Source organism: Winogradskya consettensis, assembly GCF_018332715.1.
Lineage (GTDB): Bacteria > Actinomycetota > Actinomycetes > Mycobacteriales > Micromonosporaceae > Actinoplanes > Actinoplanes consettensis.
This window is the reverse complement of the sequence record NZ_BOQP01000004.1, coordinates 146,598-173,418: the sequence shown is the minus strand read 5'-3', so window position 1 is coordinate 173,418 and position 26,821 is coordinate 146,598. Positions and strand designations below refer to the sequence as shown.

Annotated in this window: 22 protein-coding genes; 13 read left to right on the top strand and 9 right to left on the bottom strand. The window is 70.4% G+C overall.

Annotation, left to right across the window (positions count from 1 at the left end; genetic code table 11):
• Window positions 1-140: 140 nt before the first annotated feature.
• Window positions 141-3,314, bottom strand: coding sequence for a BTAD domain-containing putative transcriptional regulator (locus Aco04nite_RS04530; protein ID WP_244875750.1), 3,174 nt, complete (start codon window positions 3,312-3,314; stop codon window positions 141-143).
• A 2-nt stretch (window positions 3,315-3,316) separates the two neighbouring features.
• The gene (locus Aco04nite_RS04525; protein ID WP_212995884.1) at window positions 3,317-3,508 is read right to left on the bottom strand and encodes a hypothetical protein; all 192 of its coding nucleotides are present in this window, start codon (window positions 3,506-3,508) and stop codon (window positions 3,317-3,319) included.
• Window positions 3,509-3,799: 291 nt separating this feature from the next.
• Between Aco04nite_RS04525 and Aco04nite_RS04520 the strand changes: the two genes are divergently transcribed.
• The 7 genes from Aco04nite_RS04520 to Aco04nite_RS04485 all read left to right on the top strand — a co-directional run bounded on the left by Aco04nite_RS04520 (window position 3,800) and on the right by Aco04nite_RS04485 (window position 15,667).
• Entirely contained in the window at window positions 3,800-6,775 is a 2,976-nt protein-coding gene (locus Aco04nite_RS04520; RefSeq protein ID WP_212995883.1) for an AfsR/SARP family transcriptional regulator, read from the top strand.
• A 69-nt stretch (window positions 6,776-6,844) separates the two neighbouring features.
• Complete coding sequence (locus tag Aco04nite_RS04515; RefSeq protein ID WP_212995882.1) at window positions 6,845-7,465, top strand: helix-turn-helix transcriptional regulator; 621 nt, start codon at window positions 6,845-6,847, stop codon at window positions 7,463-7,465.
• 10 nt (window positions 7,466-7,475) lie between these two features.
• Complete coding sequence (locus tag Aco04nite_RS04510; protein WP_212995881.1) at window positions 7,476-9,017, top strand: long-chain-fatty-acid--CoA ligase; 1,542 nt, start codon at window positions 7,476-7,478, stop codon at window positions 9,015-9,017.
• Window positions 9,018-9,105: 88 nt separating this feature from the next.
• Complete coding sequence (locus Aco04nite_RS04505; protein ID WP_212995880.1) at window positions 9,106-10,035, top strand: alpha/beta fold hydrolase; 930 nt, start codon at window positions 9,106-9,108, stop codon at window positions 10,033-10,035.
• 48 nt (window positions 10,036-10,083) lie between these two features.
• Window positions 10,084-10,875, top strand: coding sequence for a GNAT family N-acetyltransferase (locus Aco04nite_RS04500; protein ID WP_212995879.1), 792 nt, complete (start codon window positions 10,084-10,086; stop codon window positions 10,873-10,875).
• Between the two features lie 23 nt (window positions 10,876-10,898).
• Window positions 10,899-12,491 carry an alpha/beta fold hydrolase gene (locus tag Aco04nite_RS48625; RefSeq protein ID WP_244875749.1) on the top strand — a complete coding sequence of 531 codons (1,593 nt, stop codon included), beginning with the start codon at window positions 10,899-10,901 and terminating at the stop codon, window positions 12,489-12,491.
• A 323-nt stretch (window positions 12,492-12,814) separates the two neighbouring features.
• Window positions 12,815-15,667, top strand: coding sequence for an AfsR/SARP family transcriptional regulator (locus Aco04nite_RS04485; RefSeq protein ID WP_244875748.1), 2,853 nt, complete (start codon window positions 12,815-12,817; stop codon window positions 15,665-15,667).
• Window positions 15,668-15,695: 28 nt separating this feature from the next.
• Here Aco04nite_RS04485 and Aco04nite_RS04480 read toward each other — a convergent pair whose 3' ends face one another.
• Together Aco04nite_RS04480 and Aco04nite_RS04475 are read right to left on the bottom strand one after the other, a co-directional pair.
• Complete coding sequence (locus Aco04nite_RS04480) at window positions 15,696-16,145, bottom strand: cupin domain-containing protein (protein WP_244875747.1); 450 nt, start codon at window positions 16,143-16,145, stop codon at window positions 15,696-15,698.
• Window positions 16,146-16,209: 64 nt separating this feature from the next.
• On the bottom strand, window positions 16,210-16,593 hold the full coding sequence (locus Aco04nite_RS04475; RefSeq protein WP_212995877.1) for a PPOX class F420-dependent oxidoreductase: 384 nt from the start codon (window positions 16,591-16,593) through the stop codon (window positions 16,210-16,212).
• A gap of 153 nt (window positions 16,594-16,746) precedes the next feature.
• Between Aco04nite_RS04475 and Aco04nite_RS04470 the strand changes: the two genes are divergently transcribed.
• Both Aco04nite_RS04470 and Aco04nite_RS04465 read left to right on the top strand, forming a co-directional pair.
• The gene (locus Aco04nite_RS04470; protein ID WP_212995876.1) at window positions 16,747-17,262 is read left to right on the top strand and encodes a DUF6461 domain-containing protein; all 516 of its coding nucleotides are present in this window, start codon (window positions 16,747-16,749) and stop codon (window positions 17,260-17,262) included.
• A 314-nt stretch (window positions 17,263-17,576) separates the two neighbouring features.
• Window positions 17,577-18,377 carry an ATP-binding protein gene (locus tag Aco04nite_RS04465; RefSeq protein WP_212995875.1) on the top strand — a complete coding sequence of 267 codons (801 nt, stop codon included), beginning with the start codon at window positions 17,577-17,579 and terminating at the stop codon, window positions 18,375-18,377.
• Window positions 18,378-18,385: 8 nt separating this feature from the next.
• On the opposite strand, the gene Aco04nite_RS04460 is transcribed toward Aco04nite_RS04465, so the two are convergent.
• Entirely contained in the window at window positions 18,386-18,823 is a 438-nt protein-coding gene (locus Aco04nite_RS04460) for a hypothetical protein (RefSeq protein ID WP_212995874.1), read from the bottom strand.
• A gap of 203 nt (window positions 18,824-19,026) precedes the next feature.
• A complete protein-coding gene (locus tag Aco04nite_RS04455) occupies window positions 19,027-19,707 on the bottom strand; it encodes a GAF and ANTAR domain-containing protein (RefSeq protein WP_212995873.1) in 681 nt (226 codons plus the stop codon).
• A gap of 322 nt (window positions 19,708-20,029) precedes the next feature.
• Between Aco04nite_RS04455 and Aco04nite_RS04450 the strand changes: the two genes are divergently transcribed.
• Window positions 20,030-20,761: a GAF and ANTAR domain-containing protein gene (locus Aco04nite_RS04450; RefSeq protein ID WP_212995872.1), complete on the top strand. Its 732-nt coding sequence runs from the start codon at window positions 20,030-20,032 to the stop codon at window positions 20,759-20,761.
• Between the two features lie 190 nt (window positions 20,762-20,951).
• Window positions 20,952-22,049, top strand: a complete 1,098-nt coding sequence (locus Aco04nite_RS04445; protein WP_212995871.1) for an RCC1 domain-containing protein — start codon at window positions 20,952-20,954, stop codon at window positions 22,047-22,049.
• 42 nt (window positions 22,050-22,091) lie between these two features.
• Here Aco04nite_RS04445 and Aco04nite_RS04440 read toward each other — a convergent pair whose 3' ends face one another.
• Together Aco04nite_RS04440 and Aco04nite_RS04435 are read right to left on the bottom strand one after the other, a co-directional pair.
• The gene (locus Aco04nite_RS04440; RefSeq protein ID WP_212995870.1) at window positions 22,092-24,059 is read right to left on the bottom strand and encodes a right-handed parallel beta-helix repeat-containing protein; all 1,968 of its coding nucleotides are present in this window, start codon (window positions 24,057-24,059) and stop codon (window positions 22,092-22,094) included.
• 108 nt (window positions 24,060-24,167) lie between these two features.
• Window positions 24,168-24,710, bottom strand: coding sequence for a 2-phosphosulfolactate phosphatase (locus tag Aco04nite_RS04435; RefSeq protein WP_280519308.1), 543 nt, complete (start codon window positions 24,708-24,710; stop codon window positions 24,168-24,170).
• Here Aco04nite_RS04435 and Aco04nite_RS04430 point away from each other — a divergent pair.
• Window positions 24,693-25,817, top strand: coding sequence for a LacI family DNA-binding transcriptional regulator (locus Aco04nite_RS04430; RefSeq protein ID WP_308161611.1), 1,125 nt, complete (start codon window positions 24,693-24,695; stop codon window positions 25,815-25,817). The genes Aco04nite_RS04435 and Aco04nite_RS04430 overlap by 18 nt on opposite strands.
• Before the next feature lie 11 nt (window positions 25,818-25,828).
• The gene (locus tag Aco04nite_RS04425) at window positions 25,829-26,164 is read left to right on the top strand and encodes a hypothetical protein (protein WP_212995867.1); all 336 of its coding nucleotides are present in this window, start codon (window positions 25,829-25,831) and stop codon (window positions 26,162-26,164) included.
• Window positions 26,165-26,189: 25 nt separating this feature from the next.
• Here Aco04nite_RS04425 and Aco04nite_RS04420 read toward each other — a convergent pair whose 3' ends face one another.
• Window positions 26,190-26,762: a TetR/AcrR family transcriptional regulator gene (locus tag Aco04nite_RS04420; RefSeq protein WP_212995866.1), complete on the bottom strand. Its 573-nt coding sequence runs from the start codon at window positions 26,760-26,762 to the stop codon at window positions 26,190-26,192.
• Window positions 26,763-26,821: the final 59 nt, after the last annotated feature.

Sequence of the window (26,821 nt, the reverse complement as noted above, 5' to 3'; positions counted from 1 at the left end):
CGCCGATGTCGCCGAAGCCGCAGCTCAGACCGACTGAACGTCGCCTTCACAGATGATTCAGTGCGGTTTCCTACCTTCCTTGGGCGAGGAGAAACAGAGGGCTTCATGGGCGGGCAGAGAGAGCAGGGGAGGGCACGATGTCACAGCAGCTTTTCGGCGCGGTTGGCGAACAGGTACGCCTCCCGTTCGACCGACAGCGCCCAGGCTCGCTCCGTGGCGGCCCGGACCACCGTGGCGGGCTCGCCACGGGCCTGGCTCAGCTTGGCGCGGAGCAGCAGGATGAGGCCCTCGGAGTAGCGCTGCCCGAACGTGTCGAGGAAGTAGTCAGCTCGGTCGAGGGCCGCCCCGGCCTCGTCGAGGTCCCCGGCCGCCATGTGCATCTCGGCGAGTAGACCGTGCCAGGTGGCGACGCAGGTACGCGTCGGGTTCAGCAGGTTCGCGGAGATGAGCCGCTGGGCCTCGGCCGCGGCGCCGCGGGGGTCCTGCCCGGTGACGGCGAGCGCCCAGCAGCGGGCCAGCCGCTGGTAGGTGCCGAGGAAGACGAACGAGAAGTCGGGGTCCGCGGCGATGCCCCGGTCGGCGGTGCGCAGCGCCCATTCGGGATCACCGGCGATCGCGGCGGTCCGGGCGGAGAGGGAGGCCCACACCGTGATCGCGTACGGCGCGGTGGCGGCGACCTCCGAGCGGTCGAAGATGGCGCGCGCCTCGTCGAGGCGGCCGTGCAGCGCCGTTGTCTCCGCGAGCATGCCGTCGTACAGCAGGTCGAGGTCGTGCCGGACGGGGTCGTCGCCGCGCCCGGCGTACGACAGCTCGCTGGCCCGGGTCAGGTAGCGGAACGACTCGCCGATGTTGCCGATGTGCCACTGGTGCAGGCCCCAGGCACGCAGTCCGTACGTGCGGACGACCGAGTCGGTGGAATCCTGCCCCTGGTCGAGCAGCCGGCGGGCGGCGGGGCCACTGCGGTCGAGCTCGATGAGCGTGGCGTGCACGAGCCAGCGCGAGAACAGGAAGCCGGCGCCGTCCGCCTCCCGGCCCAGGTTCCGGGCCAGCTGCTCGGCGCGTTCCAGGACGTCGAGGGTGCTGGCGCCGTACCCCGACTGCATGCCGACCGCCGCGGTGAGCGCCAGGGCGGTCAGCTCCAGGTCCGGCAGGCTCGCCGCCCGGGCGATCCGGGCCGCCGACCGCAGGTGCCGCTCGGCGGCCTGGACCGCGGATTTGGCGGCCGCCCGGCGCCCCGCCTGCAGGAGCGAGGTCGCGGTCCGGGCGGGATCGGCCAGCGGTCCCGCGGACCACAGATGGTGGGCGAGGCGTTCGGCGAAGGAATCGTCGCCCTGGTCGTTGTGCTCCAGCGCGTCCGCCACCCGCAGGTGCAGCGCGGGTGCCGTGGGCCGGGGCGTGGTCCCGACGACCGACTCGCGGATCAGGTCATGGGCGAAGCGGACCGAGAACGGGTTGCCGGGTGTCGACCCGAGCAGGCCGAGCGCCTCGACGGGTTCGAGGCGGTTCAGGGTCGTCTCGTAGTCCAGGCCGGCGACCCGGGTGAGCAGGCCGAGGTCGATGTCGCGGCCGATCAGCGCGGCGATCTGCAGCAGCCGGCGGGCCTGGTCGTCGAGTCCGGCCATGCGGTCGCGGACGACGTCGCGCACGGTGGTCGGCACCCCGGCCCGGGCCACGGTGTCCCGGGTGAGTGCGCCGGTGTCGGCGAACAGCCGGGACAGCTCGCGGACGAAGAACGGGTTGCCGGACGTGCGGGAGTGGATGCTGCGGGTGGCGCTGCGGCCGAGGTCCTGCCCGGTCTCGCGGCGGACCAGCTCGGCGACCTGGTCGGGGTCGAGCGGGCCGAGCTTGATCCGCCGGTGGCCCGGCACCCGGCTCGCCGCGGCGAGCGTCCGGGTCAGATCCGGGCTCGGCAGGGGCGCGACGTTGCGCAACGCGCCGATGACGACGGTGTTGCCCGGGAGCCGGGTCATCAGGTGCGCGAACAGGTGCAGGGAGGCGACATCGGCCCACTGCAGATCATCGATGATCAGGACCAGGGCGCGGTCCGCCGCGGCCTCGGCGATGGCGCTGACGGCGCGTTCCTGCAGTCGGAACTGGGTGTCGTTCTCCGGCATCGCCGGGCCGGCGAGGGCGTCGCCGCGTGCTTCCACGAGGCTGCCGAGCTCGGTCGCGAGCCACTTCTCGCGCGCGGCGGCCGGGAGTCCGTCCAGGATCGTGCCGATCACCTGCACCCAGGGCCACATCGACGGTGTCCCGTCGCCGTCGAGGCAGTGGCCCCAGACCACGAGTACGCCGTGCCGGTCGGCGACGGCGGCGGCCTCCTCGAGCAGACGGGTCTTGCCGGCACCGGGCTCGCCCTCGATGATCGCGAGCCCGGTGCCACCGGCGAGCGCCAGCTCGACCTTTCTCCGCAGCGCGGCGACCTCCTCGTCCCGGCCGACCAGGCTCCGCACCGGCGAGGGCCTGGTGACGGGAGCGGAGACCGGAGACGGGGGGGACAGTGGGGCCGCAGGTGTCGCCGGTGCCTGCCGCAGTTCCTGGTTCAGCACCCGTTGCTGCGCGGCCTGCAACGCGGGCCCGGGGTCGATGCCGAGTTCGTCGGCGAGCTGGGCGCGCACCCGGCTGAACACCAGCAGCGCCTCCGCCTGCTGCCCGGACGCGGCGAGCGTCGTGATGAATCCGGCCTGTACGGGTTCGTGCAGGGGCGCCATCGCCGCGGCGAGCTGGAGGGCCCGCAGGACACGGCCCGGCCGTTCCAGGGTGATCGCCAGCTCCGCCGCGGCCACACTGGCGTCGAAGAAGGCGCCGTCGAGTGCGGCGAAGGTCGGGATCGCGGTCGTTCCGTGCCGCAGCCCCTCACCCGCGGGGCCGTGCCAGAGGTCCAGCGCGGCGATGTAGTCGTCGAGCGCCGCGTCGTGACGCTGTTCGGCCGCCGCGCTCCTCGCCCGGTCGTGCAGCTCGCGGAACGCCGCGCTGTCCAGGACGCCGGGATCCGCGGCGAACAGGTAACCGGCCCCGTGCCGGCGCAGGTAGGAGCCGGCCTCGCGGGCCGCGAGCTCCGGCTCGAGCAGCCGGCGTAGCCCGCCGATGTATTTCTGGATGACGTTCAGCGCGGTGGTCGGGGCGTCCTCCTCCCACATCAGGTCGATCAGCTCACTGGTGCTGATCGTGTGACCGGCCCGGGCGAGCAGGAGCGCCAGCAGGTACGCCTGCTGGCGCGGCCCCGCGTCCCGCTCGACACCGTCACGCCAGATCCGCAGCGGACCCAGAATCTGCAGTCGCAGCGAGCCGCGGGGTTCACCGAAGGTGACCACTCCTACAACACCCCCCGAAAAACCGTGGAATCGATGACATCAACGTGCAGGTACGGCGTGCGCGAGGCGGGACCGGCGCCGATGAAGCAGAACAGGCGGCGGCCCGCGGGGGCATGCTCCTGAACGCCGTACCGAGGGATTCGCCCGAATTGTTCGGTGTGGAGCAAGTTGTTACTGCCGTCGCCCGTGCTCATGACCAGGACAGTAGGAACCACTTGTGGACGAATACTTGACAGCGCCGCGGCCTGCCACGCGGCGGGCGCCCGCGCTCACCGAGGCGCCGGGCGATTCACTATCGGTCAACAATCCGTCAACTGGAGTTACTTATGCTGTCAGGTTGCTGGACGTCGCAGGCTCGAGTCGAAGGCTCGAGGAGTGTGGCTCGATTAATTGCTTGCGGCACCAACTCGTCGATTATGTTAGCGGCTGGAAAGCCTTTATGACATAGCGGCGGCGTCGAATTGGGGGAAATAGATTTGTCCGCAGTGGTCAGTGCTCTGCCCACCCGTGACCGGGCCCTCCCCGCCGCAGCCGGCGCCTTGAGAATTCAGATATTGGGTCCGCTGCGGCTCTGGCGCGACGGGGTCGAGCTGGACCTCGGTCCCCGGCAGCAATGTTGCCTGCTCGCCCTCTTCCTGGCCCGTGAGGGCCGGCCGACCGGCATCGGCGACCTGGTCGAGCTCGTCTGGGGCGAGAACCCGCCGGCGAGCGCCCTCAACGTCATCCACAAGTACGTCGGGGCGCTGCGCCGGTTGATGGAGCCCGACCTGACGGCGCGGTCGACCGGGTCGCATCTGCTGCGTCACGGCAACGGCTACCTGTTCGCAGCCGGTCCCGGGATGCTCGACCTGGTCACGTTCCGGCAGTTCGTCACGGCGGCCCGCGCGGAGCTGGCCGCGGAACGCCCGGACGACGCGCTGGACAACTACGTCGAGGCATTGCGGCTGTGGCACGGACCCGCGGGCGGAGCCTCGGTCTACGGCACGGCTGCCACCTCCATCTTCGCCGCGCTGGACGGCGAGTTCCTGGACGTCTGCGCTGCCGCGGCGGACCTCGCGGTGGCGCAGCGGCAGCCTGCCCGGGTGCTGCCGGCCCTGCGGCTGGCGGCATCGATGGCGCCGCTGCACGAACCGGTGCAGGCGAGCCTGGTGGCCACCCTCGCGGCTGCCGGGCAGCAGGCCGAGGCGCTGGCGGTGTTCCAGGCCGTCCGTGAGCGCCTCGCCGACGAACTGGGCATCGACCCGGGCCACACCCTGCAGGCCGCGCATCGGCGGGTGTTGCGTCAGACCGTGATGCCGGAGCTCTCCCCGCCGGGCGGGCACCAGGCGGACCGGGAGCCCGCCGCGCCCCGGGCGCACGCTCCGGTGGTGCCCCCGGCGCAGCTGCCGCCCGACCTGCCGACGTTCGTCGGCCGCGATGACGAGCTCGCCGCACTCAACAAGATGTTCGACGCGCTGTGTGCGGGGAACCGTACATATCCGCTGATCGTCGCTCTGGACGGCATGGGCGGGGTGGGCAAGTCCACGCTGGCCGCGCATTTCGCGCACACGGTCGTCGATCGCCTCACCGACGGTCAGCTCTATCTGGATCTGCGCGGCCACGAGGACGACAGCGTGCCGGCCGGGGACGCACTGCGCTCCCTGCTGTCCTCCCTCGGGGCGCAGGCGTCCAGCATTCCCGACTCGGTCGACGCCCGCACCGCGACCTATCGCAGCCTCACCGCGGGCAAGCGCATCCTGATCCTGCTGGACAACGTGCGCGACGTGGCGCAGGTGCGCCCCCTGCTGCCCAACTCGGCGGAGAGCCTGGTCCTCGTGACGAGCCGCAGGCCGCTGGTGGGGCTCGCGGCGCTCGACGGCGCGCATCTGGTGCACGTCGACCTTCCGGACATGCCCTGCGCACGAGCCCTGCTCAGACGGCGTCTCGAGCGGTCGCCCCACCGATCCGCGGCCGAGATCGCCTCGTCGGCCGAGGTGCTGGAGGAGATCATCGAGCTCTGTGGCCGGCTGCCGCTCGCCCTCGCGATCCTGGCCGGCCGGCTCAGCGCCCGGCCGCGGCTGTCGCTGGGCGCCGTCGCCGCCGAACTGCGCGACGGTGCCCAGAAACTCGCGGCGTTCCCGGGTGGCAGCGGGGTCAGCGATCCCCGGGCGGCCTTCGCCTGGTCGTACCGCCAGCTCAGCGCGGATGCCGCCCGGCTCTTCCGGTTGTTCTCCGCCGCGCTGGTGCCGCCGGGTATCTCGGCGCACGCCTGTGCCAGCCTCTTCGGGGAACGGCCGCAGATCGTGGGCACCCTGCTCGAGGAGCTCACCGAAGCGGCGCTGCTGGACGAGGACGACCATGGACGCTTCTCCTCGCACGTTCTCGTCAAGGCGTACGCGGAGGAACTGTTCCGCACCGAGGAGTCGCCACAGGCGCAGCAGGCTGCCCGATCCCGGCTGCTGCAGCACTATCTGCACTCCAGTTATCACGCCGTCGTCATGCTCGCACCGCGAAGGTCGCCGATCGCGCCGCCGCCGCCGTTGACGGGTGTCGTCGCGGAACGGCCCGCTGACTTCGACGCGGCACTGCAGTGGTTCGAGGATCACCAGGAGGTCCTGCTCGACGTGGTGCGGCACGCGGCCGAGCCGGGCTCGGGTGTGGTGCCCTGGCAGCTTGCCCTGACCATGCAGCCGTCGCTGCAGTGGAGCGGGCGGTTCCACGACTGGCAGGACGTCATGCGGATCTCCCTGCGGGCGGCGCTCGACAGCGGCGACCCCGTCGGCGAGGCCCATGCCCTGCGCAGCCTGGCCGGTGCCCGGCACTCCCTCGGGGCCAACGAGGAGGCCCTGGAGCTGTTGTCCGACGCGCAGCGGATCTTCGCCGCGCACGACATGCTCCCGGAACAGGGGATCGTCCACACGAACTTTCATCGGATCTACAGCGAGCTCGGCCGGCACGAGCTCGCCCTGCAGGAGAACGAGAAGGCACTCGCGTTGTACCGTGCCGCCGGCAACGAGCAGGCCGAGGTCTGGGCCCTGGAGGCCCGCGGGCGCTCCCTGGTCCAGCTCGGCGCGTTCGACGAGGCCCGGGAGATGCTCGGGAAGGCGCTCGCGCTGAACCAGAAGTCCGGTCGCCGCACCGACGAGCCCGAGATCCGCATGTACACCGCCCAGAATCTCGTGCAGATGGGTCAGCTCCACGAGGCGGTGGAGCAACTCGAACTGGGGCTGCGCGCCGCTGTCGAGACCAAGAACAGGGTGGACAAGTTCCAGGTCTCGATCATGCTCGCCGAGGTGCTGCTGTCCGTCGATGATCTCGACGGGGCGCGCCGTGCCTGGCGCAGGGCCGGCGACCTCATGGCCGACATGCAGAACGGCGGAACCCAGAACATGCGGGACTCGGTCTTCGATCTGGGCGCGAAACTCGCGGCTCGTCAGGACCTGCCAGGAAATGGTACGGGCGCGGCTCTGCACCAATTCTGAATCGGCCGTTCACTGGGTCTCCAGTGGTCCCGGGTTGACTGGGAACATCTTCAGCACCGGAGGTTTGCCATGGGACGGGTTCGAGTGGCTTTGCGCGCGGAGGATTCGCTCAGCGCGGTGGGGCTCGCCGGCCTGTTGCGTAACACGCACGAGGTGGAACTGCTCAGCGCGGACCAATCCGGTGCGGCGGTCCTGATGTTCGCGTGTCACCGGCTCACGGCCGAGGCGACGGCCCTGCTGCGTCGTCATGTAGCCGAGTTCGGGGTGCCGGTGGTGCTCGTCGTCAGCCGGATAGCCGAGACCGAGCTGCTGACCGCGGTCCAGTGCGGGGTCGTTGCGGTCCTGCCCCGCACCGCGGTGACCGAGCAGCGTCTGGTGCACAGCATCCGCGCGGCGGCGAACGGTGGCGGGGTCATGCCCCCGAACCTCATGGGGGAGCTGCTCAAGCAACTCCAGCGGGTGCAGCGTGACGTGGTCGCCTCGAGGAGCCTCGACAGGTTCGGGCTCTCCCTGCGTCAGCTCGACGTGCTGCGGTTGCTCGCGGACGGGCTCGACAGCGGGGAGATGGCGGCCCAGCTCAAGGTTTCGACCCGGACGGTGGAGAACATCGTCTCCGATCTGCGTAACCGCTACCAGCTGCGTAACAGGTCGCACCTGGTCGCTCATGCGGTTCGCTCCGGCATGATCTGAGGGCGTACACATGCTCAATCTTTCCGTTCTTCTCGAGGACAGCGCACGCAGCGACCCCGATCGTGCGGCGCTGGTTCTGGGCGATTCCCGGCTGACCTACGCACAGGTCGAGCAGGCCGCCTGCAAGGTGGCGAACCTGCTGGTCGCCCGGGGCGTGCGCCCGGGTGACAGGGTTGCGGTGTCCTGCCCGACGCTGCCGGCGTTCCCGGTGGTGTATTTCGGCATCCTCAAGGCCGGCGCCGTGGTGGTGCCGCTGAACGTGCTGCTCAAATCGCGCGAGATCGCGTATCACCTGAACGACTCGGGCGCGGTGGCGTACCTCTGTTTCGAGGGCAGCTCCGCGTTGCCGACGGGTGCGGAAGGGCAGGCGGCCTTCGATCAGGCGGGGGAGTGCAAGGACTTCTTCCTGATCACGGCGGACGAGGCCGAGGTGGCCGAGGGCGCCGAGACGCTCGCCGCCGCGATGGCGGGCCAGGAGTCCACCTTCGACACCGTCCAGGTCGGCGCCGACGATCCCGCGGTGATCCTCTACACCAGCGGGACGACCGGGCAGGCCAAGGGTGCGGAGCTGTCCCACGCGAACCTGCTGTTCAACGCGTTCGCGGCCATCCGGGGACTGGGCAGCACCCCGCGCACCGACACCCACCTCGTCGTCCTGCCGCTCTTCCACTCGTTCGGTGCGACGGTGAACCTGAACGCCGGGTTCGCGACGGCGGCGACCCTGGTGCTGCTGCCACGCTTCGACGCGGCGACGGTGCTGCGGATGCTGGAGACGTACGACATCACGTTCTTCGCCGGGGTGCCGACGATGTACTGGGCCCTGCTCAACGCGCTGACCGAGGAAACCGACACGGACCGGATCGGCCGGAACCTGCGGCGGGCCATGGCGGCCGGCTCCAGCCTGCCACCGACGATCGCGCAGGCGTTCGAGGACCGGTTCGGGGTCGCGGTGATCGAGGCGTACGGGCTGTCCGAGACCTCGCCCGGGGTGTCGTTCACCCGGCTGGGCGCCACGTCCCGGCCCGGGTCGATCGGCCTGCCGCTCTGGGGTGTGGAGATGAAGCTGATCGACGACTCGTGGCAGACCGTGCACGGCGCCGGCGCGATCGGCGAGATCGCGGTCCGCGGGCACAACGTCATGCGGGGATATCACCGCCGGCCGGAGGCGACCGCCGAGGTCATGCGGGACGGCTGGTTCCGGACCGGGGACCTGGGACGCCGGGACGACGACGGCTGGTACTACGTCGTCGACCGCGTCAAGGACCTGATCGTCCGCGGCGGGTTCAACGTGTATCCGCGAGAGATCGAAGAGGTCCTGATGACCCATGACGCGGTCTCGCTGGCCGCGGTGATCGGTGTCCCGCATCCGGGCCTCGGCGAGGAGGTCAAGGCGTTCGTCATCCGCCGCCCCGGAGCCGTCATCACCGAGCCGGATCTGATCGCCTGGGCGAGATCTCAGATGGCGGCCTACAAATATCCGCGGCAGATCGCGTTTGTCGGCGAACTCCCGATGACCGCGACGGGTAAGCCGCTGAAACGCAGCCTGCGCTGAGTGCTGTTTCTCAAGAGAGAATCAACTGGGGTACGGCATGCTCGGCCACCGGGGCGCATAGGGATCGTGGGTGTCTGAGGAGCCTGCCATGTTGACGAGATCGCAAAGCACGCACGAGGTCAGGGTCGGCGACGTCTCCCTGATGTGCCATGTCCGGGGCCGGGGTCCGCTCTGTGTGGTGCATCCCGGCGGTCCCGGACTGCATTGGGAATATCTGCGCATGCCGCTGATCGAGCGGGATCTGACAATGGTCTATCTGGAGCCGGCGGGCACCGGGGGATCGAGCGGTCTTCCGGACGGCGCGCGTTATGACCTGAACACCTATGTGGACCATCTGGCCGCCGTCGTCCGGGAGTTCGCCGTCGATCCGGTGTTCGTCATGGGCCACGCCCACGGTGGCTTCGTGGCGCAGGGCCTGGCGCTGCGGATGCCGGACCACGTGGCGGGCCTGATCCTCTACGCGACCGCGCCGCTGGCGGACGAGCACACCCGGGCGCTGGCCCGGGAAGGGTTACGCGTGAGCGCCGTCAGGTGTGGCGACGAGCATGCCGCGGCTGTGATCGTGGACGCCTACGACCGGCCGCCGGGTGACGGTGTGGACGACGAGACGCGCCGGCTGCGGGACATCTTCCCGGCCTATTTCGCCGACTACCGGCATCGGCAGGCCGAGTTCACGGCGCTGCGGGACGCGCTGCGGTGCTGGCCGCGCCCGGTCACCGACTTCGACGTCCGGGCCGCGCTGTCCTCGATCGGCGCACCGACCCTGGTGCTGGCGGGGGTGCACGACTTCGCGTTCGGCCCGGGCTCCGCGGAATTGTTCCGGTCGGCCGTCGCGGGTGCGACCCTGCGCGCGTTCGAGGACAGCGGGCATTTCCCGCACGTCGAGGAGGCGGAACGGTTCGCCCATCTCATCCGGGAATTCGCCGGCCGTGTGTCCGGGCTGATCCGGACCGGGCATTACCGGCCCGCGGCAACCACGGTCGGCAGCATTCGTCAAGTTTCTGTTCAGCGCCATTGAATACGATTTGCAAGGCTTTGGCAGACAACTTCACGGGAGTGGCCGGAAATGTCGACGAAATGGCGGGAACGCGGTGACGTGCGGACCGCGGACCGGGCGGCGGAGGCGTTGGTCGACGCCGTCGCCCGGCTGGTCCGCGTGACGCCCGCGGGCTGGCACGCGGAATACGGCAACGTGGTGGGACTGGTCGGCGGCTCGGCGGTCGCGTCGTTGAACGCGGTCACGAGCAGCGCGGTGAAACCGGATCTGGCGGCGCTCGACGAGCTGGCCTCCGCGGTCGCCGCGTGCGGCCTGCCCTGGTCGATCCTGGTTCGGGAGGACGCGGGTGACGAGGTCGCCGTGCTGGCGGGCCGGCACGGGCTCGCCGCCTGCAGCGAGGTGCCGCTGATGGTGTGCGCGGCGAGCGACGCGGTGCTGCGGTTCGACGAGCGTCAGGGCGTACTGGTCCGGCGGGTCGATTCGTCCTGGAGCGGCGCCTACACCGACGCCCTGACCGCGGGTTTCGATGTTCCCGAGGGAACGTTCGGCGCGCTGATGGGCGGGAGCGTGCTCGACGCACCGGGATTCGCCGGATATCTGGCCGACGGCCCGCAGGGGCCCGTCGGCACCGGGCTGGGGGTGGGCGGCGACGAGATGATCGGCGTCTTCAACATCGCCGTGGATCCGCGCCGGCGCGGCCACGGTCTCGGCCGGGCGCTGACCGCCCGGGTGCTCGCGGACGGCTTCGCCGCGGGCCTCGGCGCCGCCTACCTGCAGCCCTCGGCGGACGGCATGAGCCTGTACGAATCGATGGGTTTCCGCGTCGTGGAGACCTGGACCATGTTCACCGCGAACGCATGAGCGCGCCTGCAGCAGGAGTGGCATTGATCAGCAATCTCAGCCCCGGCACCCACAGCTTCACGGTGGCGGGCATCCGGCAGGTCTACCACGTCGCCGGTGCCGGACCGGTGCTCGTCACCCATTCCGGCGGGCCCGGGGTCGACTATTCCTACCTGCGCTCGCCGGCTCTGGAGAGACACTTCACCATGGTGTACCCGGAACCCGTCGGCACCGGTGACTCCGGCCGGCTGCCGCAGGGCGCGACCTATGTGGGAACGTACGCCGACTTCCTGACCGCCCTGGTCGACCATCTCGGCACGCCGAAGGTGTACCTGCTGGGCCATTCGCACGGCGGCCTGGTGGCACAGCGGTACGCCCTGGACCATCCGGACCGGGTCGCGGGTATCGCGTTCTACAGCTCTCCGGCGATGACGCTCCCGGAATTCTGGGCGGCCACCGCGGGGACGACCGAGGAATTCCTGCGGCGTCACGCCGATGTGCCCGAGGCGGCCGAGGCGGTGGCGGCGCTCGGCCGGTTCGGCGCGCCGACTGACGAGGCGAAGACCGCGGCTCTACGGGCCTGCCTGCCCGTCTACTTCGCCGACTTCTGGGCGAGGAAGGCCGAGTTCAAGGACCTGCAGGCGGGCGTACGCGGCTACGCGGTGTCGTTCGAGTCGACCCACGTCGACTATCGGGCGGAGCTGGCGTCGATCAGCGTCCCCACGGTGGTGATCACCGGGCGCTACGACTTCATCTGCGGGCCGGTCTGGGCGAGGATGCTGCACGAGTGCATCCCGGGCTCGCGGCTCGTGATCCTGGGCGGCAGCGGGCACTTCGGTCAGATCGAGGAGCCGCAGGCCTTCGACGAGGCAGTGCTGTCCCTGCTGCGACCCGCCACGGTGAGCTTCGAGGACGAGGTCCGTGCCACCTTCCGGCGCGGCGACAGCGACGCCGTCGTGACGATGGCGCGGGCGGAGGTCGACCGGGCCAGGGCGGCGGGGGAGCCTGCCGGTGAGGTGGAGGGGCTCTACGCCCAGGCGCGGGTCGCTATCCGCGGCGGTGATCTCCCTCGGGCGGGGGAGTTGGCCACCGAGGCGCTGGAAGTCGCCGTGCGGGCGGGGGACCGGCGGCTGGAGGAGCGCCCGCGGCACGTGCTCGCCGCCGTGGCGCGGGTGTCCGGTGACCACCTGCGTGCCCGGGACCTCTACCTCGCCAGCATCGAGCTCAACAAGCAGCTCGGGCAGCCGGAGCTGGTCAACGCCGAGCTGCACAACCTGGCCTTCACCGAGCTCCACCTCGGCAATCTCGGGCACGCGCGCGACCTGTTCCTCGCCGGCCGGGAGCGGGTCTTCATGGAGGGCTACGACTCGTTCGTCCCGTACCTGTGCGTCGCCGCCGCGGCCCTCGCGTCGGCCGAGGGTGACCATGCGCTCGCCGCGCGGATGGTCGGGCTGACCGACAGTGCCTACGCGGCGATCGGCCAGGTGCCCGACCCGGACGACGCCCTCGAGGTGTCGGCCGCGCACAAGGCCGCCGTGGAGTTCCTCGGCCAGGACCGGTTCGACCAGGAGTACGCGCTCGGCGCGGCCCTGCGCCCCGTCGAGGCGTTCGGCTTCGACCCGGTGACCCACGACTGAGACCACCCGGCGCACCCGGGGCCGACTACTGAGACCGCCCCGGCGCACCCAGGGCAAGCCCGGCTCGACGAGCCGGGCTTGCTTTTCCCGCCCGCCAGGATTGCGCGCCGATAGCGATCATTGTGCTCCAGTTTTTGTCAAGTTCGCCTCCACAGTCGCGCACTAGGGTTGCCCAGAATTCGCAGGATCCTGCCTCAAGAGGTGGAAACAGCCGGGCAATTCACCGGCGAGCAATTATGGGGGCGGGATTGGCAGTCAGCGCGACAACGCCAGGCGCTCGGTCCGGGGGGTCGGACCGCCTGCGCCTACAGGTCATGGGGCCGTTGCGGATCTGGCGTGGCGACGCCGAGCTGGATGCGGGCCCTCGTCAGCAACGCTGCCTGCTGGCGCTGCTGCTGACCCGCGAGGGGCTCCCGATCACCATGGGCGATCTCATCGACCTGGTCTGGGGGCCGGAATCACCCACCAGCGCGGTGAACGTCATCCACAAGTACATCGGCATGTTGCGCCGGCTGCTCGAACCCGACCTGGCACTGCGGTCCGCCGGGTCGTACCTGCTGCGGCACGGCAACGGTTACCGGTTCACCGCCGGGCCCGAGACCCTGGACCTGGTCGCGTTCCGGCACGCGGTCGCCAGGGCGAAGTCGCATCTGGGCCAGGACCGGCCGGAGGAAGCACTGGGACAGTACGTCGAGGCGCTCCGGTGCTGTCATGGCTCCACGGCCGACGGCCTGGCCGACAGCTCGCCCGCGGTCGCCACGTTCGCGCGGATCGACAGCGAGTTCTTCGACGCGGCCGTCGCCGCCGCCGAGATCGCCCTGCGGGTGGGCCGCCCGGCGCAGATCCTCGCCCCGCTGAAGCTCGCCGCCGACCTCGGCCGGCTCAGCGAACCGGTGCACGCCAGCCTGGTGACGGCGCTGTCCGCCGCCGGGCACCAGGCCGAGGCGCTGGCGACGTACCGCAGGATCCGGGAACGGCTGGCGGAGGAGCTGGGCATCGACCCCGGCAGCGATCTCCAGGAGGCGCAGCGGCGGGCCCTGACCCCGGTAGCCCTGACCCCGGTAGCCCTGACCCCGGTAGCCCTGACCCCCGTGGCGCTGACGGCAGCGGGACCACGGCCGGCTCCGGAGCTGCCGCTGGATTCGGCTACCGAGGCAGTTCCGGCTCCGCTGGTGCGTCCGGCGCAGCTCCCGCCCGACCTGTCGTTGTTCGTCGGGCGGACCGCCGAGCTCGCCCTGCTCGGCGATCTGGTCGCGGCCCGGCGCGACGAACGGCGATCCGGCCCGCTGGTGGTGGCCATCGACGGGATGGGCGGGGTGGGCAAGTCGACGGTCGCCGTGCACTTCGCCCATCTGGTCGCCGATCAGTTCACCGACGGGCAGCTCTACCTCGACCTGCGGGGGCATCTGGGTGAGGAGGCGAGCGTCCCGGTCGCCGATGCCCTGCGATCGTTGCTGTACGCCCTCGGCGTCCGCGGCTCGGACGTCCCGGACACGTTCGACGCGCTGATCGGCGTGTACCGCAGCCTGACCGTGGCGAAGCGGATCCTCGTCCTGCTGGACAACGTGCGCGACCCCTCACACGTGCGGCCGCTGCTGCCCAACTCCCCGGACTGTCTCGTCCTGGTCACCAGCCGGCATCCGCAGCTCGGTCTCGCGGTGTTCGACGGCGCCCGGCTGGTCAGCGCCGGCCTGCCGGACCTGCCACAGGCCCGGGAGCTGATCGAGCGGCGGCTCGCGGTGCTGAAGGGCCGGGCGTTCGACAGCGGTGCCGACGCGGCGCTGCTCGACGAGATCATCGAGCTGTGCGGGCGGCTGCCGCTGGCCATGGCGATCCTGGCTGCCCGGCTCGCAGCCCGGCCGCGGCTGTCGCTGGACACGGTCGCCGCGGAGCTGCGTGACGGCGCGAATCTGCTCGAGGCGTTCTCGGGGGGTCACGGGCTCAACGATCCGCGTACGGCGTTCTCGTGGTCGTACCGTCATCTGAGCCCGGGAACGGCTCGGCTGTTCCGGCTGCTGTCGGTCGCGCCGAGCCCGGGGGTGACCGCTGACGCCTGTGTGAGCCTCGCCGGTCAGGACCGGGAGGCGACGCGGGCACAGTTGAAGGAGCTCACGGAGGCGGCCCTGGTGGCCGAGCAGGGCAATGGACGGTACGCGTCACACGTACTCATCAAGGCCTATGCGGAGGAGCTCTTCCAGGCCACCGAGTCACCGGAGCAGCGCCGCGAGGCCGTCAGTCGGCTCCTGGACTTCTACCTGCAGAGCAGCTCCAACGCGCAGACGGTGCTCGAGCCGGGCCGGGTGCGGGCCGTGCCACCGCCGCGTCCCGGTGTCGAACCGACGCGTCCCGCGACGTACGCCGAGGCCATCGACTGGTTCGCGAACGAGCGCGAGGCTCTCAAGGAGTCGGTCCGGCTGGCTGTGGACATCGGGTACGGCATCGTCCCGTGGCAGCTCGCCATCACGATGCAGCAGTACCTGAACTGGGCCGGGTACTACCAGGACTGGGAGGACGTCATGCGGACGGCCCTGCACGGCGCGCGGGAGCAGGGCGACACCGTCGGCGAGGCACATGTCCGGCGCAGCCTCTCCGGTGCCCGGTACTCCCTCGGTGCCCACGACGAGGCACTCGGGCTGCTCGCCGGTTCCCTGGAGACCTACCAGCAACTCGGCATGCGGCGCGAGCAGGCTCTGGTGCACACCAACTACCACCGGATCTACGGCGCCCTCGGCCGGCACGAACGCGCGCTGGCCCACAGCAACGAGGCGCTCTGCCTGCACCGGGCGCTCGGTGACCGCCGGGCCGAGGTGGCCAACCTGATGGGCAACAGCAGATCGCTCGCCGGGCTCGGGCGTCTCGAGGAGTCCGCGTTCGCGATGGAACAGGCCCTCGAGGTGGTGCAGAAGTCCCGCACCGGCCTGGAGGAGGGCGAGATCCGGATCGCGATCGCGTACAACCTCGCCGGGATCGGTCACACCCAGCAGGCGGTGCGGCAACTGGAGCTGTCCGCCGGGCGGTCGAGGGAGCTCGGCAGCCTGCCGAACGAGTTCGACGCGCTGCGGCAGCTCATGGATCTGCTGATCATGATGGGTGACGCCACCGGCGCCCGCCGGGTGTTCCACCGGGCCCGGGCGGTGCTCGAAGCGCTGCGCGACGACGCCGGCCCGAGCCTGTAGCAGGCCGGGCCGGCGTGACGGTGCGGGATTACTGGAAGTCGCATCCCGGGTTCGGCGCGTCCACCGACAGCGCGGAACCGGTCGGCAGGACGTACAGCACGTCGAGCACGATCGGGACCTTGCCGCGGTTGATGCCGATGTGCACGTTGTCCGCGCCGGGCGGCTCCTGGATGAAGCTGCCCCGGGGGTAGACGCCGTCCGACTCGCACTCGTCGTCGAAGTGGCTCAGCGTGCCCTGCTTCACCCAGCCGTAGAGCGTGCCGAGGTGACTGTGCCAGCCGGTGGCCTGGCCCGGCGGAATGGTGATCTCCCGCAGGATGTAGTCCGTCTTCCCGACGGTGGTCTGCGAGATGATCGTGCCGCTGACACCCGGTCCCGCGGGCGTGGCCTGCGCCGGTGCGCCCGCCACCGTCAGCATCACGCCGACGGCCGTGGCGGTGGCGATTCCCGACCCGAGCAGAGTCCGTTTCTTGGACAAGGTAGATCCCTTCGTCGTTACTGACGTCGTGAACGTACGGACGGGCACTGACGAGGAAGTGCATTCACCGTTCAGTCGGCGTCAACAGGATCACGGCGGAACCGGCGATGCCGTGGCGCAGCAGGCTCACCCGGATGAGGACGCGGCCGAGCAGGCCGTACTTGCGGCGCAGGCCCGGGAGCACGCCGGGAACGGCCGCGCGCTCGGCGATCCGGGCCTGTGCCGGCACCTCGGGACCCGTCACCGTGCCCCGCGCCGTGCACGGCGCGAGCGTGACGTGGCCGTTGTTCCGGACCCGTTTGACCTTGCCGCTGCCGGGGGCGGTCCACACCGCCAGCCCGCCGGGACGGGGCACGACCCAGACCGGGGTCGGCACGGGCCGCCCGTCACGCCGGAACGTGGTCAGCAGCACGAATTTCTCGCCGCTCAGACGGTCGAGGTCGGTCATGGCAGCTCCATAGTGGTAGGTGTCCGGCCGGATCAGTCGACCAGCGGGCACTTGACGCGTACTGAACGCTGGATCGTCCAGTCGCCCTTCACAACGCCTGCCTAACTTCGGCCTCGCGCATTCCACAATGGCGAACAGGCAAGGAAAATATCAATGCTGCAGTCATTTCGCACCGATACCTACAATCCCGACTGGGTCGGCCGGGCGGGCCTCGACCTCGGTCTCGGTTATTGCATCTCCTTTGCCCGGGGGCTGTCGCCGGACGAGGCGCTGACCCGGATCGGGCTACCGGGTGTGTACTGGCGGAACTGGACCGAACTGCGCGGGCGCGCACTGCACCAGCAGGGACGGCTGCCGGTGGGGGTGTTCCCGATCGGGGACTTCGCCGTCCTGGTGGAGGAGGACGGCTATCTGGGGACCCTGAGCGCCTGGAACGTGCCGTTGTCGGCCGGCACCGTCGCGATCGTCGTCCGCCAGGACCCGTGCGCGGGGACCCAGAGCCTGACGATCCTCGAGAACGGGGAGCGCAAGGCCCGGCTCGTCGGCGACGAGAACAGCGAGTCCGGCAGGGCCGACCTGCTCCGGCTGGCCTGTGAATTCCTGGACCTGCGCCCCGGCGTGGACGATGTGACAGGCCCGGTCATCGGCATGCCGGTCGCCGTCCCGTAACGGCTGCGGCCGGTAGCCGGCCGCACTGCCCGCGCAGAGCAGCCGGGTCGTCGGCGCTGGTACCGGGGGGCTGCGCGAGTAGCTCATGCCGACGAGAACGCGCCCCGGCCGGCGAAGTTCACCCGCCGGATTCGTCGCCGGCCGGACTGAACTCCGGCGGTTCCGAGGTCGCCGATCCCGGGACCTGGGATACGGTGTATTCATCAGGGGTGCCATATTTCCCTGTCAGCTGCCCCGGACCTCGGTAGCGCACCGGTTCTGACTAGGTGCCTTGGAGCAGCTGTGAGCAACACCGACCTTTCCGGTAATTCGCCGTGAGCGAGTCCCTTCGACCCCCATATCTGCTCACCACCGTTGCCGGCAACGACAAGAGTGTCGTGGGCGTCACCGGCGACGCGGGCATCGCGGTCGTCGAGCTGGCGGTGTACGGCCGGTGGTCGCCACTGCTGGCCGGCCAGGTGTCCGAAGGGCTGGACCTGTGTCTGGCGGGGCCGTCCCGGGCGATCATCGTCGACCTCCACGAGGTGGCGGATCCGCTCGGCGACAGCGTCCCGTTCTGGCGGGATGCCTGGCAACGGTTCCGGCAGGAGGAGCCGCCGGCTCAGCTCGCGTTGTGCCTGCCGGCGGCGATGCGGTTCGACCAGCGGCTCGCACTTGCCAGGAAGCCGGGACCGGAGGTGTACACCGGGATGCCGCAGGCGCGTGCGGCCATCGCCGCACAGACGTCGCGCGCCGACCACCTCGAGGCACGCCTGCGGCCCGTGCCGGCCTCGGTGCGGGCCGCCCGGGAGCTCGTCAGCCGGGCCTGCCTTGCCTGGAATCTGCCCGGGCTGCTGCAGGACGCGCTGCTGGTGGTGTCGGAGCTGGCGGCCAACGCTGTGGAACACGCCTGCACCGACTTCGTCGTCACGCTGTCGCGCACCGGTGCCATGCTGCACGTAGCGGTGCGGGACGGCATTTCCTGGTTCCCCCTCCCGCGCCACCGGGCATCGGTGGATCCGCCGTCCGGCCTCGAACATCGGGGTCGTGGGCTGCGTCTGGTGCACCACGTCGCCTCCGGGTGGGGTGCCATGCCGGCGCTCGGCGGCAAGGTGGTGTGGGCCTCGGTGGCGTGACGGGGCGGCTACCTTCGTACGGTGAGATCGGCGCTCTTGCGCCGTTTTGTCATCGCGGCCCGTGCCTCGCACATGGTGGTGAAACGCGGCAGGCGGGTCGGGTCGATGCGCCGCAGCCTGCGGTCCAGCATCGTCCTGGCCGGCAGGCACAGGGCCAGGGCGATCGGCGGCCGGATCGCCGTGCAGGCCCGTCGGGTGGCGAGCCAGAGCGCGAGGCTGGTGCCTTCGGCGTCCAGGAGCTCGCAGAGGTCGATGATCATGGCGCTGGGACGTTGGACCAGCTGTTGGCGGATGCCGGCGGAGACATCGGCGCCCAGCTCGTACGACCAGCGGCCGCGTACCCCGATTTCGATCAGTGCCGTCGTTCCGCTGCTGGTGACAGACGGAGGCGGAACGTTGATCGCTTCGTTCTCAGCGGCCGGGAGGGGCAGGTAAGGAACGGTCATGTCAGCTTCCCTGTGGCACCGGTGCGGATGGTCGCTACCGGGGTCCGGGGCAACGGGTGGCGGTGATCGGTCACGACGCCGCCTACGATGGTAGGCGGGTCGTCGTGCCGGAAGTAGCCAATTTGGACGGTTACCGGAGTATTGGTGCTTCGGTGGACCCCGACCGGGGGATCCGGCCGGGGCTCCGATCGGGATACCGTGCCCTACGGGGTGAACGACAGGCGGTGGCCGAGGACATCGGCGGCGGTGTCGGCGAGATGCGTTTCGGTGGCGTAGGCGTGTGCGCGCAGCCGGGCCAGCGCGTCGTGCCGGTTCCCGCCCACCTGCACCATGACCATCCCCACCGCCTGGTGGACGACGTCGCGGCGTTCGGGTGCGTAGTCCGCGTCGGCCCCGCCGGCTGACGGGGCGTGCAGGAGTGCGTGCCCGGCTGCGTCGGCGAAACGGGCCGCGGTGGCGGCCTCGTTGTCGTCGAACGGTCCGGCGATGCTGCGGTAGAGGTCGAGCACCGCGAAACGGCGGCCGCCCGCGGTGATCGGCAGTGCGGCGACCGCCACGGCGCCGGCCAGGAGCGCCGCGGGGACGTAGCCCGGCCAGGACGCCACGTGCACCGGGTCGCGCAGGTCGGCGACGAACACCGGGACGCCGGTGCGGAACGCCTCGAAACAGGGACCCTCGCCATGTTCGAACTGCGCGTCCTCTATGGCGGCACTGACGTCGTCGCTGGTGAACACGCTCCGGCGGGTGTTGACACCGGTCAGGATGGCCACGGCCGTTCCGCTGATCCGCGGCAGTGCCCGCAGACAGGCCCCGCCCACCTGGGCGACGGTGCTGCTGCTGGTCAAAGTGGCGAGAATGGCGTCGGCCGGATCGGGGTCAGCCACGGCAGGGCCTGCCGGTGGTTGCATTCGTGATGGCACGTGGGCATGGCCGCATCGCGGCTGCCTTCCCCGAGCTGTCGGGTGCGCTGAGTCGCAGCGGGTCGAGTTCACACGGACTGTGGCGTCGTCTGCGGGCGCCGACCACGCTACGCCTTCGTCCGGCCGCGCCTGGCGGGCGTATAGTTCCGATCACCGCCCAGGATGCTTTGCCTCGGCGGCCAGTCGCCCCGGGCCCCGGCGTCACGTGTTCGTCCGCACGTCACCTCGGGAGCGTCATGTCGTCAGCCAGCACCGTGCTCCGGCCCGCCCTCAGCCGGCGAATGTCATGACCACTTTGTCCACCGGGCAGCTGTCGAAGATATTCGTGGAGGCCGCCGACACCCTCACCGCGGAGTTCAACCTCCGGGATTTCCTGCACATGCTCACCGCGCGCACGGCCGACCTGGTCGGTGCAGCCGCCGTGGGGATGCTGCTCGCGGACGAGCACGACGAACTGCAGTTCATGGCCGCCTCGCAGGACAACGCCATGTGGCTCGAGCTGTTCCAGTTGCAGAGCCGGGAAGGCCCGTGCCTGGAGGCGTTCCGCACCGGCCATTCTGTGGTCAACGCCGACCTGCCCGCTGCGGGCGGACGCTGGCCGTTGTTCGCCCCGCGGGCGGTGGCGGCCGGGTTCCAGTCGGTGCACGCCTTCCCGCTGCGGGTACGCCGGGAGGTGATCGGGGCGCTGAACGTCTTCGGCACCGCGGTCGGCGCCGACTTCGACGACTCCGACGTGCCGATCGTGCAGGCCCTCGCCGACGTCGCCGCGATCGGGCTCCTGCAGCAGCGCGCGCTGCTCCGCGAGCAGACCCTCACCGATCAGCTGCAGCGCGCCCTCGAGAGCCGGGTCATCATCGAGCAGGCCAAGGGCGTGATCATCCGGGCGTACGGGGTGAGCCCGGACGAGGCGTTCACCTTGATCCGTACCTACTCCCGCCGCAACAGCCGCCGCATCGCCGACCTCGCCCTGGCCATCGTCACCGACCCGGCCGACATCCCCGACCTCACCCTTCCGTGAGCCCAGACCCTTCCGTGAGCCCAGACCTTTCGTGAGCCCAGACCCTTCCGTGAGCTTTGCAAAGCGACGTTCTTGAATGTTTGGGAGCGCTCCCGTAACCTTCTCGTAACTTCCTGCGACGAGGAGTCACGTGAAAATACTGTCGCTTACCGGTAGTCCGGCGAGAATTGTCCTAGCCGTCCTTCTGACGATGATCGGCCTCGGGGTCACCGCCGGGCCGGCTTCAGCGGCCGCTCCGGCGCCCGCCACGGTGGCCGCCGGATACGCCCATACCTGTGCGATCCGTGCCGACGCGAGTCTGTGGTGCTGGGGCAGCAATGCCAGCGGCCAGATCGGTGACGGTACGGCGGTGAACCGGACCGCTCCGGTGCGCGTCGGCACCGCCACCTGGACCGGCATCGACGCCGGCACCAGTTACACCTGCGCGATCCGCGCGGACGGGACGCTGTGGTGCTGGGGCAGCAACACCCGGGGCCAGCTGGGCGACGGCAGCACCGTGAAGCGCACCGTCCCGGTGCAGGTCGGCGTGGCGACCACGTGGGCCTCGGTGAGCGCCGGGGACAGCCACACGTGCGGCGTGCGTACCGACGGATCGTTGTGGTGCTGGGGTTTCAACCGGCTGGGCCAGCTGGGTGACGGCGCCGTCGTCTACATCCAGACCACGCCGCTGCGTGTGGGCACGGCGACCACCTGGGCGAGTGTCACGACCGGGTTCGCCCACACGTGTGCCACCCGGACCGACGGCACCCTCTGGTGCTGGGGTGACAGCTCGTCGGGGCAGCTCGGCACCGGCACCCCGAGCTACCAGACGACACCCACGCAGATCGGCACCGCGACCACGTGGGCCGGTGTGACGGCGGGATACACCTTCACCTGCGCCACCCGGACCGACGGGACGTTGTGGTGCTGGGGTGACAACGGGTACGGACAGCTCGGCGTCAGCGGTTCCTACCAGGCAGCGCCGATCCAGGTGGGTGCCGTCACCACGTGGACGGGCGTACGGGCCGGCTTCGACACGGCGTGCGGTACCCGTACGGACGGGTCGCTGTGGTGCTGGGGCAACAACGCGACCGGGCAGATCGGCGACGGCACAACCACCCACCGGTACGCCCCGACCCGCGTCGGCACCGCCACCACCTGGACCGGCAACGCCGCCACCGGTTACCACAACTGCGTCATCCGCACCGACGGCGGACTGTGGTGCTGGGGCAACAACGCGAACGCCCAGCTGGGTGATGGCACCACCACCCAGCGGACCGCCCCGCAGCTGGTGACGTTCCCGGCCTGAGCCCCCGCTCGCCCGGCGGGGTTCACGCCGGGCGGCCGGGGGTCACCAGATGCGGATGCGTGAGGTTCCGGAGGTGAGGGCGGCGACCGGGCCTGCCGCGGCGGGTTCGCCGGCCGGGCGGTGGGCGCCGGTCAGGTCCACGTCGATGACGGCCGGGCTGCCGTCGGGTTCTTCGAAGGCGGCGTCAGCGAAACGTACGGGTGGCAGGTCCCGGCCGTTGACCGTGTCGACGCGTGCCTGGTCGAACCCGGCCGGCAACTCGGTCTGCAGGAAGACGGCGTCGTCCTCCTCGACGACGGACACGGCGGCGGCGTCGAGCCGGTGCGACCCGGTCTCGCCGGTGAACGGGCGGGCCGCGCCGATGTGGACGTTGTCGCGGGCGTAGACCGGTTGCAGCACGTCGTGGAAGCGCTTGTGGTCACCGGGCGGCTGCGCGGCGATGCGGGCCTTGTACTCCTCGAAGGACGCCGGGTGGCTGTCGTAGCCGGCGAGGCCGTACCCCGGGGCGGCTTCACCGTCGCCGCCGGTGCCGTACGCGGCGGAAAGATCGTCACCGGCGAAGATGTTGCCGATGTAGCGGTCGTCGCCGCCGCGGATCACCGCGTAACCGGCGACCTGGGTGCTGTGCGGCCGGTGGTACGGGGTGGCGCGATCCATCACCGGCTCGAGGCGCAGGGTGCCCGCGAACAGGTTGCCGACGAACGCGCCGCCCTGGCTGAACGACTCGAACGACGCCCGGGAGCCGAACACGTTGTGGTCGACGAGGTACGGGCCATGGCTGACCTCGACGAACAGGTCCCGGTTGTTGTTGTAGTAGACGTTGCGCGAGATCCGGGAACCCTGGGTCTGCCAGTCCAGCCAGGTCCCGAGGGAACAGTCGTGGATGCGGTTGTGCCGGATCACCACGTCGATGGCGGCGTGGAGCTTGATGCCGCCGATCTCGTACCCGTAGAACTCGCGTTTGATCGCGATGTTGTAGATGTGGTTGTCCTCGATGGTCGAGAAGACACAGCCGAGGTGGCCCACGATGCCGTTCTGGCCGCAGTCGTAGATCGTGTTCCGCCGGATCACGTGCGACCCGATGTGCTCGCGGTCCCAGCCGATCTGCCGTGCGCTGAACACCGACTCGAGCTGGTACTGGTAGCCGGGTTTGTCGCCGCGCTCGGTGGCGTAGTTGTGCCCGGTCGACGCCTCCTTGCCGATCGAGATCGCCGAGCACTTCGCGTCGTGGATGACGTTGTCCTCGATGATCCAGCCCCTGGCCCAGTTCGGGCCGATGAGCCCCGGCTGGTCGGCGGTCGGCGGCGTCCACGGGCTGGCGGCCTGGGCAAGCTCGAAGCCGCGGACGGTGATGTAGTCCAGGTGCGGGACGAGCGGGTAGAACACCGATCGGCGCACGTTGATCTCGGCCAGCTGGGTGTTCGGATCGGCGCCCTGGAAGTTCGCCCAGATCGTGGTCACGTCCGCGCCGACCTGCGCGTGCCACACCAGCGTGGTCTGCTCCGGATCCCGCACCTGGTCGGGCAGCGCCGTCCAGTTGTCCAGCACCTCCTTGCGCACGGGCGGATCGTCCACCGCGGCCCGATCAGCGACCTCGTAGAAGCTGCGCCCGTTGAGATAGACGTCGCCGAGATGCTTGCGCGGCGCGCCCTCGGGATAGACGATCCAGTCGCCGGCGACCTCCTCGGCGAACGGATTGAACTCCCCGAACAGCGCATTCGGCACGGCGGCCCGCCAGACCGTCCCGCCGTCGGACTCCCACCCGGTGATCCGCTCCGATCCCTTGATCACCACATGCTCACCGTCAGCCGCGGTGTAGGTGATCCGCAGGGAGTCACTGAGCCCGCCCCGGCGCGGCGTCACCCACTCCCGGTATTCCCCGCCGTGCACCACAACGGTGTCACCGGGCCGGGCCGTCGCGGCCGCTCTGTTGATGGTCCGGAACGGCTGCTGAGCCGACCCGTCGGAATCGTCGGAACCGGTGGTCGCCACGTGCAGGACAGAGGTCATGATCGGCAGGGCCCTTCTCACGCCTGGAAGACCCCGCCAACGTAATCTTCCGAAACATTCAGTGTCAACGCCGAAACATTTCCGAGAGTTTCGGCGTGATCTCCGGTGTCAGGCCGGCACCTTCGTCAGTACGACGTGGTCGTCGCGGATCTCGCCGACCATCGCGAAATCGGAGCGGTCGACGTCGCAGCAGAACGGCAGATCCACGGAGAGGTCGACGCGATCGGCCGCCGGGCGATGAGCGAAGCTGCGGGAAAGTTCGGCGACGCCATCCATGACTCCCGCGACCAGCCGTTCCCGCTCCGGCTCCACCCCCTGCAAAAGATCACTCAGATGCCTGGCACAGGCCCAATCCTCCTCAGTGCGCCCGGTGCACAGAATCGTCCAAGGCTCCCCACCATGGTTCGCCCTGACCCACCGCGCAGTAGCGCTGACATTGCGAGCCGATGCCGCAAGCAACGCCGTCGGCTCCGAACACCGCCCGAGCCCCACCGTGCCATTCGACGTCGCCTGAATCAGCCGCTGCCCGTCCACCTGCGCCATCGACATCTCGAACGGTGAATTCCCGAAGTCGTAGTCCAGGGGCATCAGCCCCCGGCTCTCCCCGGCCCCGCATCCATACCCACGATCGACATGACCGCGACCCTGCACCGCGGCCAAGCCGGCCCGCAACAGGATTCCGCTGGGGCCGGCGGAACTTTATCGGTTCACCTGGGAGCGCTCTCGGCCGTACCGTGGAGGGTGATGAACAGATCGAGGCCGACCATTATGGACGTCGCGCGGGTGGCGGGGGTTTCCCGTGCCACGGTGTCGCGCGTGATCAACAGAGCTCCCGGGGCCTCCGACCAGTTGCGGGCCCGGGTGGAGGCCGCCGTTGCCGAGCTCGGCTTCCTGCCCGATCCGACCGCGCGGGCCTTGGCGTCCGGGCGGCATCGGGCCGTGGACGTCGTCGCGTTCGCCTGTGGGCCGCCCGATATCCGCTGGCTGGGAGCGGATCCCTACTACAGCCGGGTGCTGTCCGGGATGATGTCGCTGCTGCAGGCCCAGGACGTGCAGATGCGCATCCATGCCGTCAACGGTGACAACGGGCCCGGGGAGATCGACGCGATCGCGGAGCGGGTCACCGTCGGGGCGGTGCTCACCAGCCTCCCGCCGGACCTGGCGTCCCGCTTCTACAGCCGCTGCCGGCAGGTGGTCTCCCTGGTCGCGACGTCCCCGGTGGTCCCGGCGATCGAGGCGGACAACGCCGGTGGGACCCGGGCCGCAGTCGAGCATCTGTACGCCCTGGGCCGCCGCCGCATCGCCGCCGTCCACGGCCCGAAGGACAACACCTGCGCCACCGCCCGCCGCGAGGGTTACCTGAACGCGATGGCGGATCTCGGCCTCGCGCCCATCGAGACGCACAGCCACTTCATGCGCGAGAGCGGACGCGCCGCCGCCCGCGAGCTCCTCGAACGCCGCCCCGACCTCGACGCCATGGTGGTGGCGAGCGACCTGATGGCCGCCGGCGTCGTACAGGCCATCACGGCCTCCGGGCGCAGCGTCCCGCACGATGTCGCCCTCGTGGGCTTCGACGACAGCATCGCCGCGGAGTGCGCCAACCCGCCGCTGACCACGATGCGCGTACCGGTCGAGGAGATGGCCGCCGCCGCGACCCGCCTGCTGCTGACGGGTGACGTCCCGCCCGGTCACCGCCAGTACTTCCCGGTCGAACTCGTGCAACGGGAAAGCGCGGGCCACCGCGCGGGCTCTGCCTGATACTGGCCCGCATGGACGATGTGCATGTCGTGGTTGCTCATTGCGAGCGGGTGACGCTGCGCGTCGGCGACGTCTTTCTCGAGGTGGACGGCGATCCGGCGCGCCTGGACGCCGAAGCCGAGGCCGTCCGCACCCTGCACGATGCGCCAGATCTCGCCACGCTGACCCTGGGGCACGAGGACCGCCTCGCCGACGTCCTCGCCGGCTACGGCCACGCCGCCGACACGGCTGCTATTCGTGCCTGGTGGTCGCTGCGCGGTCTGCTCAACGTCCGCTGGCTCGCCGCCCACGGCTTCGACCCGTTCGCGCCGGGCTGCGAAGTCGACGTACTCAAAGCCCGTATGTAACGCCCGGCAGGGATTCTGGCTCGGCCTAATCGCTGAAGCGGTGGAGCAGGACGGCCAGGCGCCGGTCGTGGTCCTCGGGGCGCAGGCGGCCTGAGCGGGTGAGGGTCATGAGGCCGTGGAGGCTGGCCCAGAAGACCTCGGTGCGCACTTCGAGGTCGTCGTCGCCGACGAGCGGGCGGACCGCCTCGCGGATCTCGCCGAAGCCCTCGCGCAGTTCGGGCGGTGTGTCCGGGCTGGCGAACGTCAGGTCGACGGCGCTGGTGAACATGGCCTCGTACAGGACGGGCCTGGTCTCGGCGAAGTGGGCGTAGGCCGCGGCCACCCCGGCGAGCGACGTTTGCGGGTCCGTGGATCCGGTCCGGGCCGCGCGTAGCTCGGCGGCCATCTCGGCGAAGCCCTGGAGTGCCACGGCGGCCATGATGGCGTCCTTGCCCTTGAAGTGGCTGTAGAGCACCGGCTGGCTGTATTCGATGCGTTCCGCGAGCCGGCGGGTGGTGACGGCGTCCCAGCCCTCGGCCTCGGCCATCTGACGGGCGGTGTCGATGATCAACCGCTCCCGCTCCATGCGTTCGCGTACCCGGCGCTCCTGAATCGGCATGACAGGAATCCTAGCGGCACTAGCCGGGCTGTCGGCGCCATGTTAGTGTCGCAATATAT

Coding starts and splice junctions, on each gene's coding strand:
- Aco04nite_RS04525 (WP_212995884.1), bottom strand. CDS start 3,508: ATGAGCACGGGCGACGGCAGTAACAACTTGCTCCACACCGAACAATTC.
- Aco04nite_RS04515 (WP_212995882.1), top strand. CDS start 6,845: ATGGGACGGGTTCGAGTGGCTTTGCGCGCGGAGGATTCGCTCAGCGCG.
- Aco04nite_RS04510 (WP_212995881.1), top strand. CDS start 7,476: ATGCTCAATCTTTCCGTTCTTCTCGAGGACAGCGCACGCAGCGACCCC.
- Aco04nite_RS04505 (WP_212995880.1), top strand. CDS start 9,106: ATGTTGACGAGATCGCAAAGCACGCACGAGGTCAGGGTCGGCGACGTC.
- Aco04nite_RS04500 (WP_212995879.1), top strand. CDS start 10,084: ATGTCGACGAAATGGCGGGAACGCGGTGACGTGCGGACCGCGGACCGG.
- Aco04nite_RS04475 (WP_212995877.1), bottom strand. CDS start 16,593: ATGACCGACCTCGACCGTCTGAGCGGCGAGAAATTCGTGCTGCTGACC.
- Aco04nite_RS04470 (WP_212995876.1), top strand. CDS start 16,747: ATGCTGCAGTCATTTCGCACCGATACCTACAATCCCGACTGGGTCGGC.
- Aco04nite_RS04460 (WP_212995874.1), bottom strand. CDS start 18,823: ATGACCGTTCCTTACCTGCCCCTCCCGGCCGCTGAGAACGAAGCGATC.
- Aco04nite_RS04450 (WP_212995872.1), top strand. CDS start 20,030: ATGACCACTTTGTCCACCGGGCAGCTGTCGAAGATATTCGTGGAGGCC.
- Aco04nite_RS04445 (WP_212995871.1), top strand. CDS start 20,952: ATGATCGGCCTCGGGGTCACCGCCGGGCCGGCTTCAGCGGCCGCTCCG.
- Aco04nite_RS04440 (WP_212995870.1), bottom strand. CDS start 24,059: ATGACCTCTGTCCTGCACGTGGCGACCACCGGTTCCGACGATTCCGAC.
- Aco04nite_RS04430 (WP_308161611.1), top strand. CDS start 24,693: ATGACCGCGACCCTGCACCGCGGCCAAGCCGGCCCGCAACAGGATTCC.
- Aco04nite_RS04425 (WP_212995867.1), top strand. CDS start 25,829: ATGGACGATGTGCATGTCGTGGTTGCTCATTGCGAGCGGGTGACGCTG.
- Aco04nite_RS04420 (WP_212995866.1), bottom strand. CDS start 26,762: ATGCCGATTCAGGAGCGCCGGGTACGCGAACGCATGGAGCGGGAGCGG.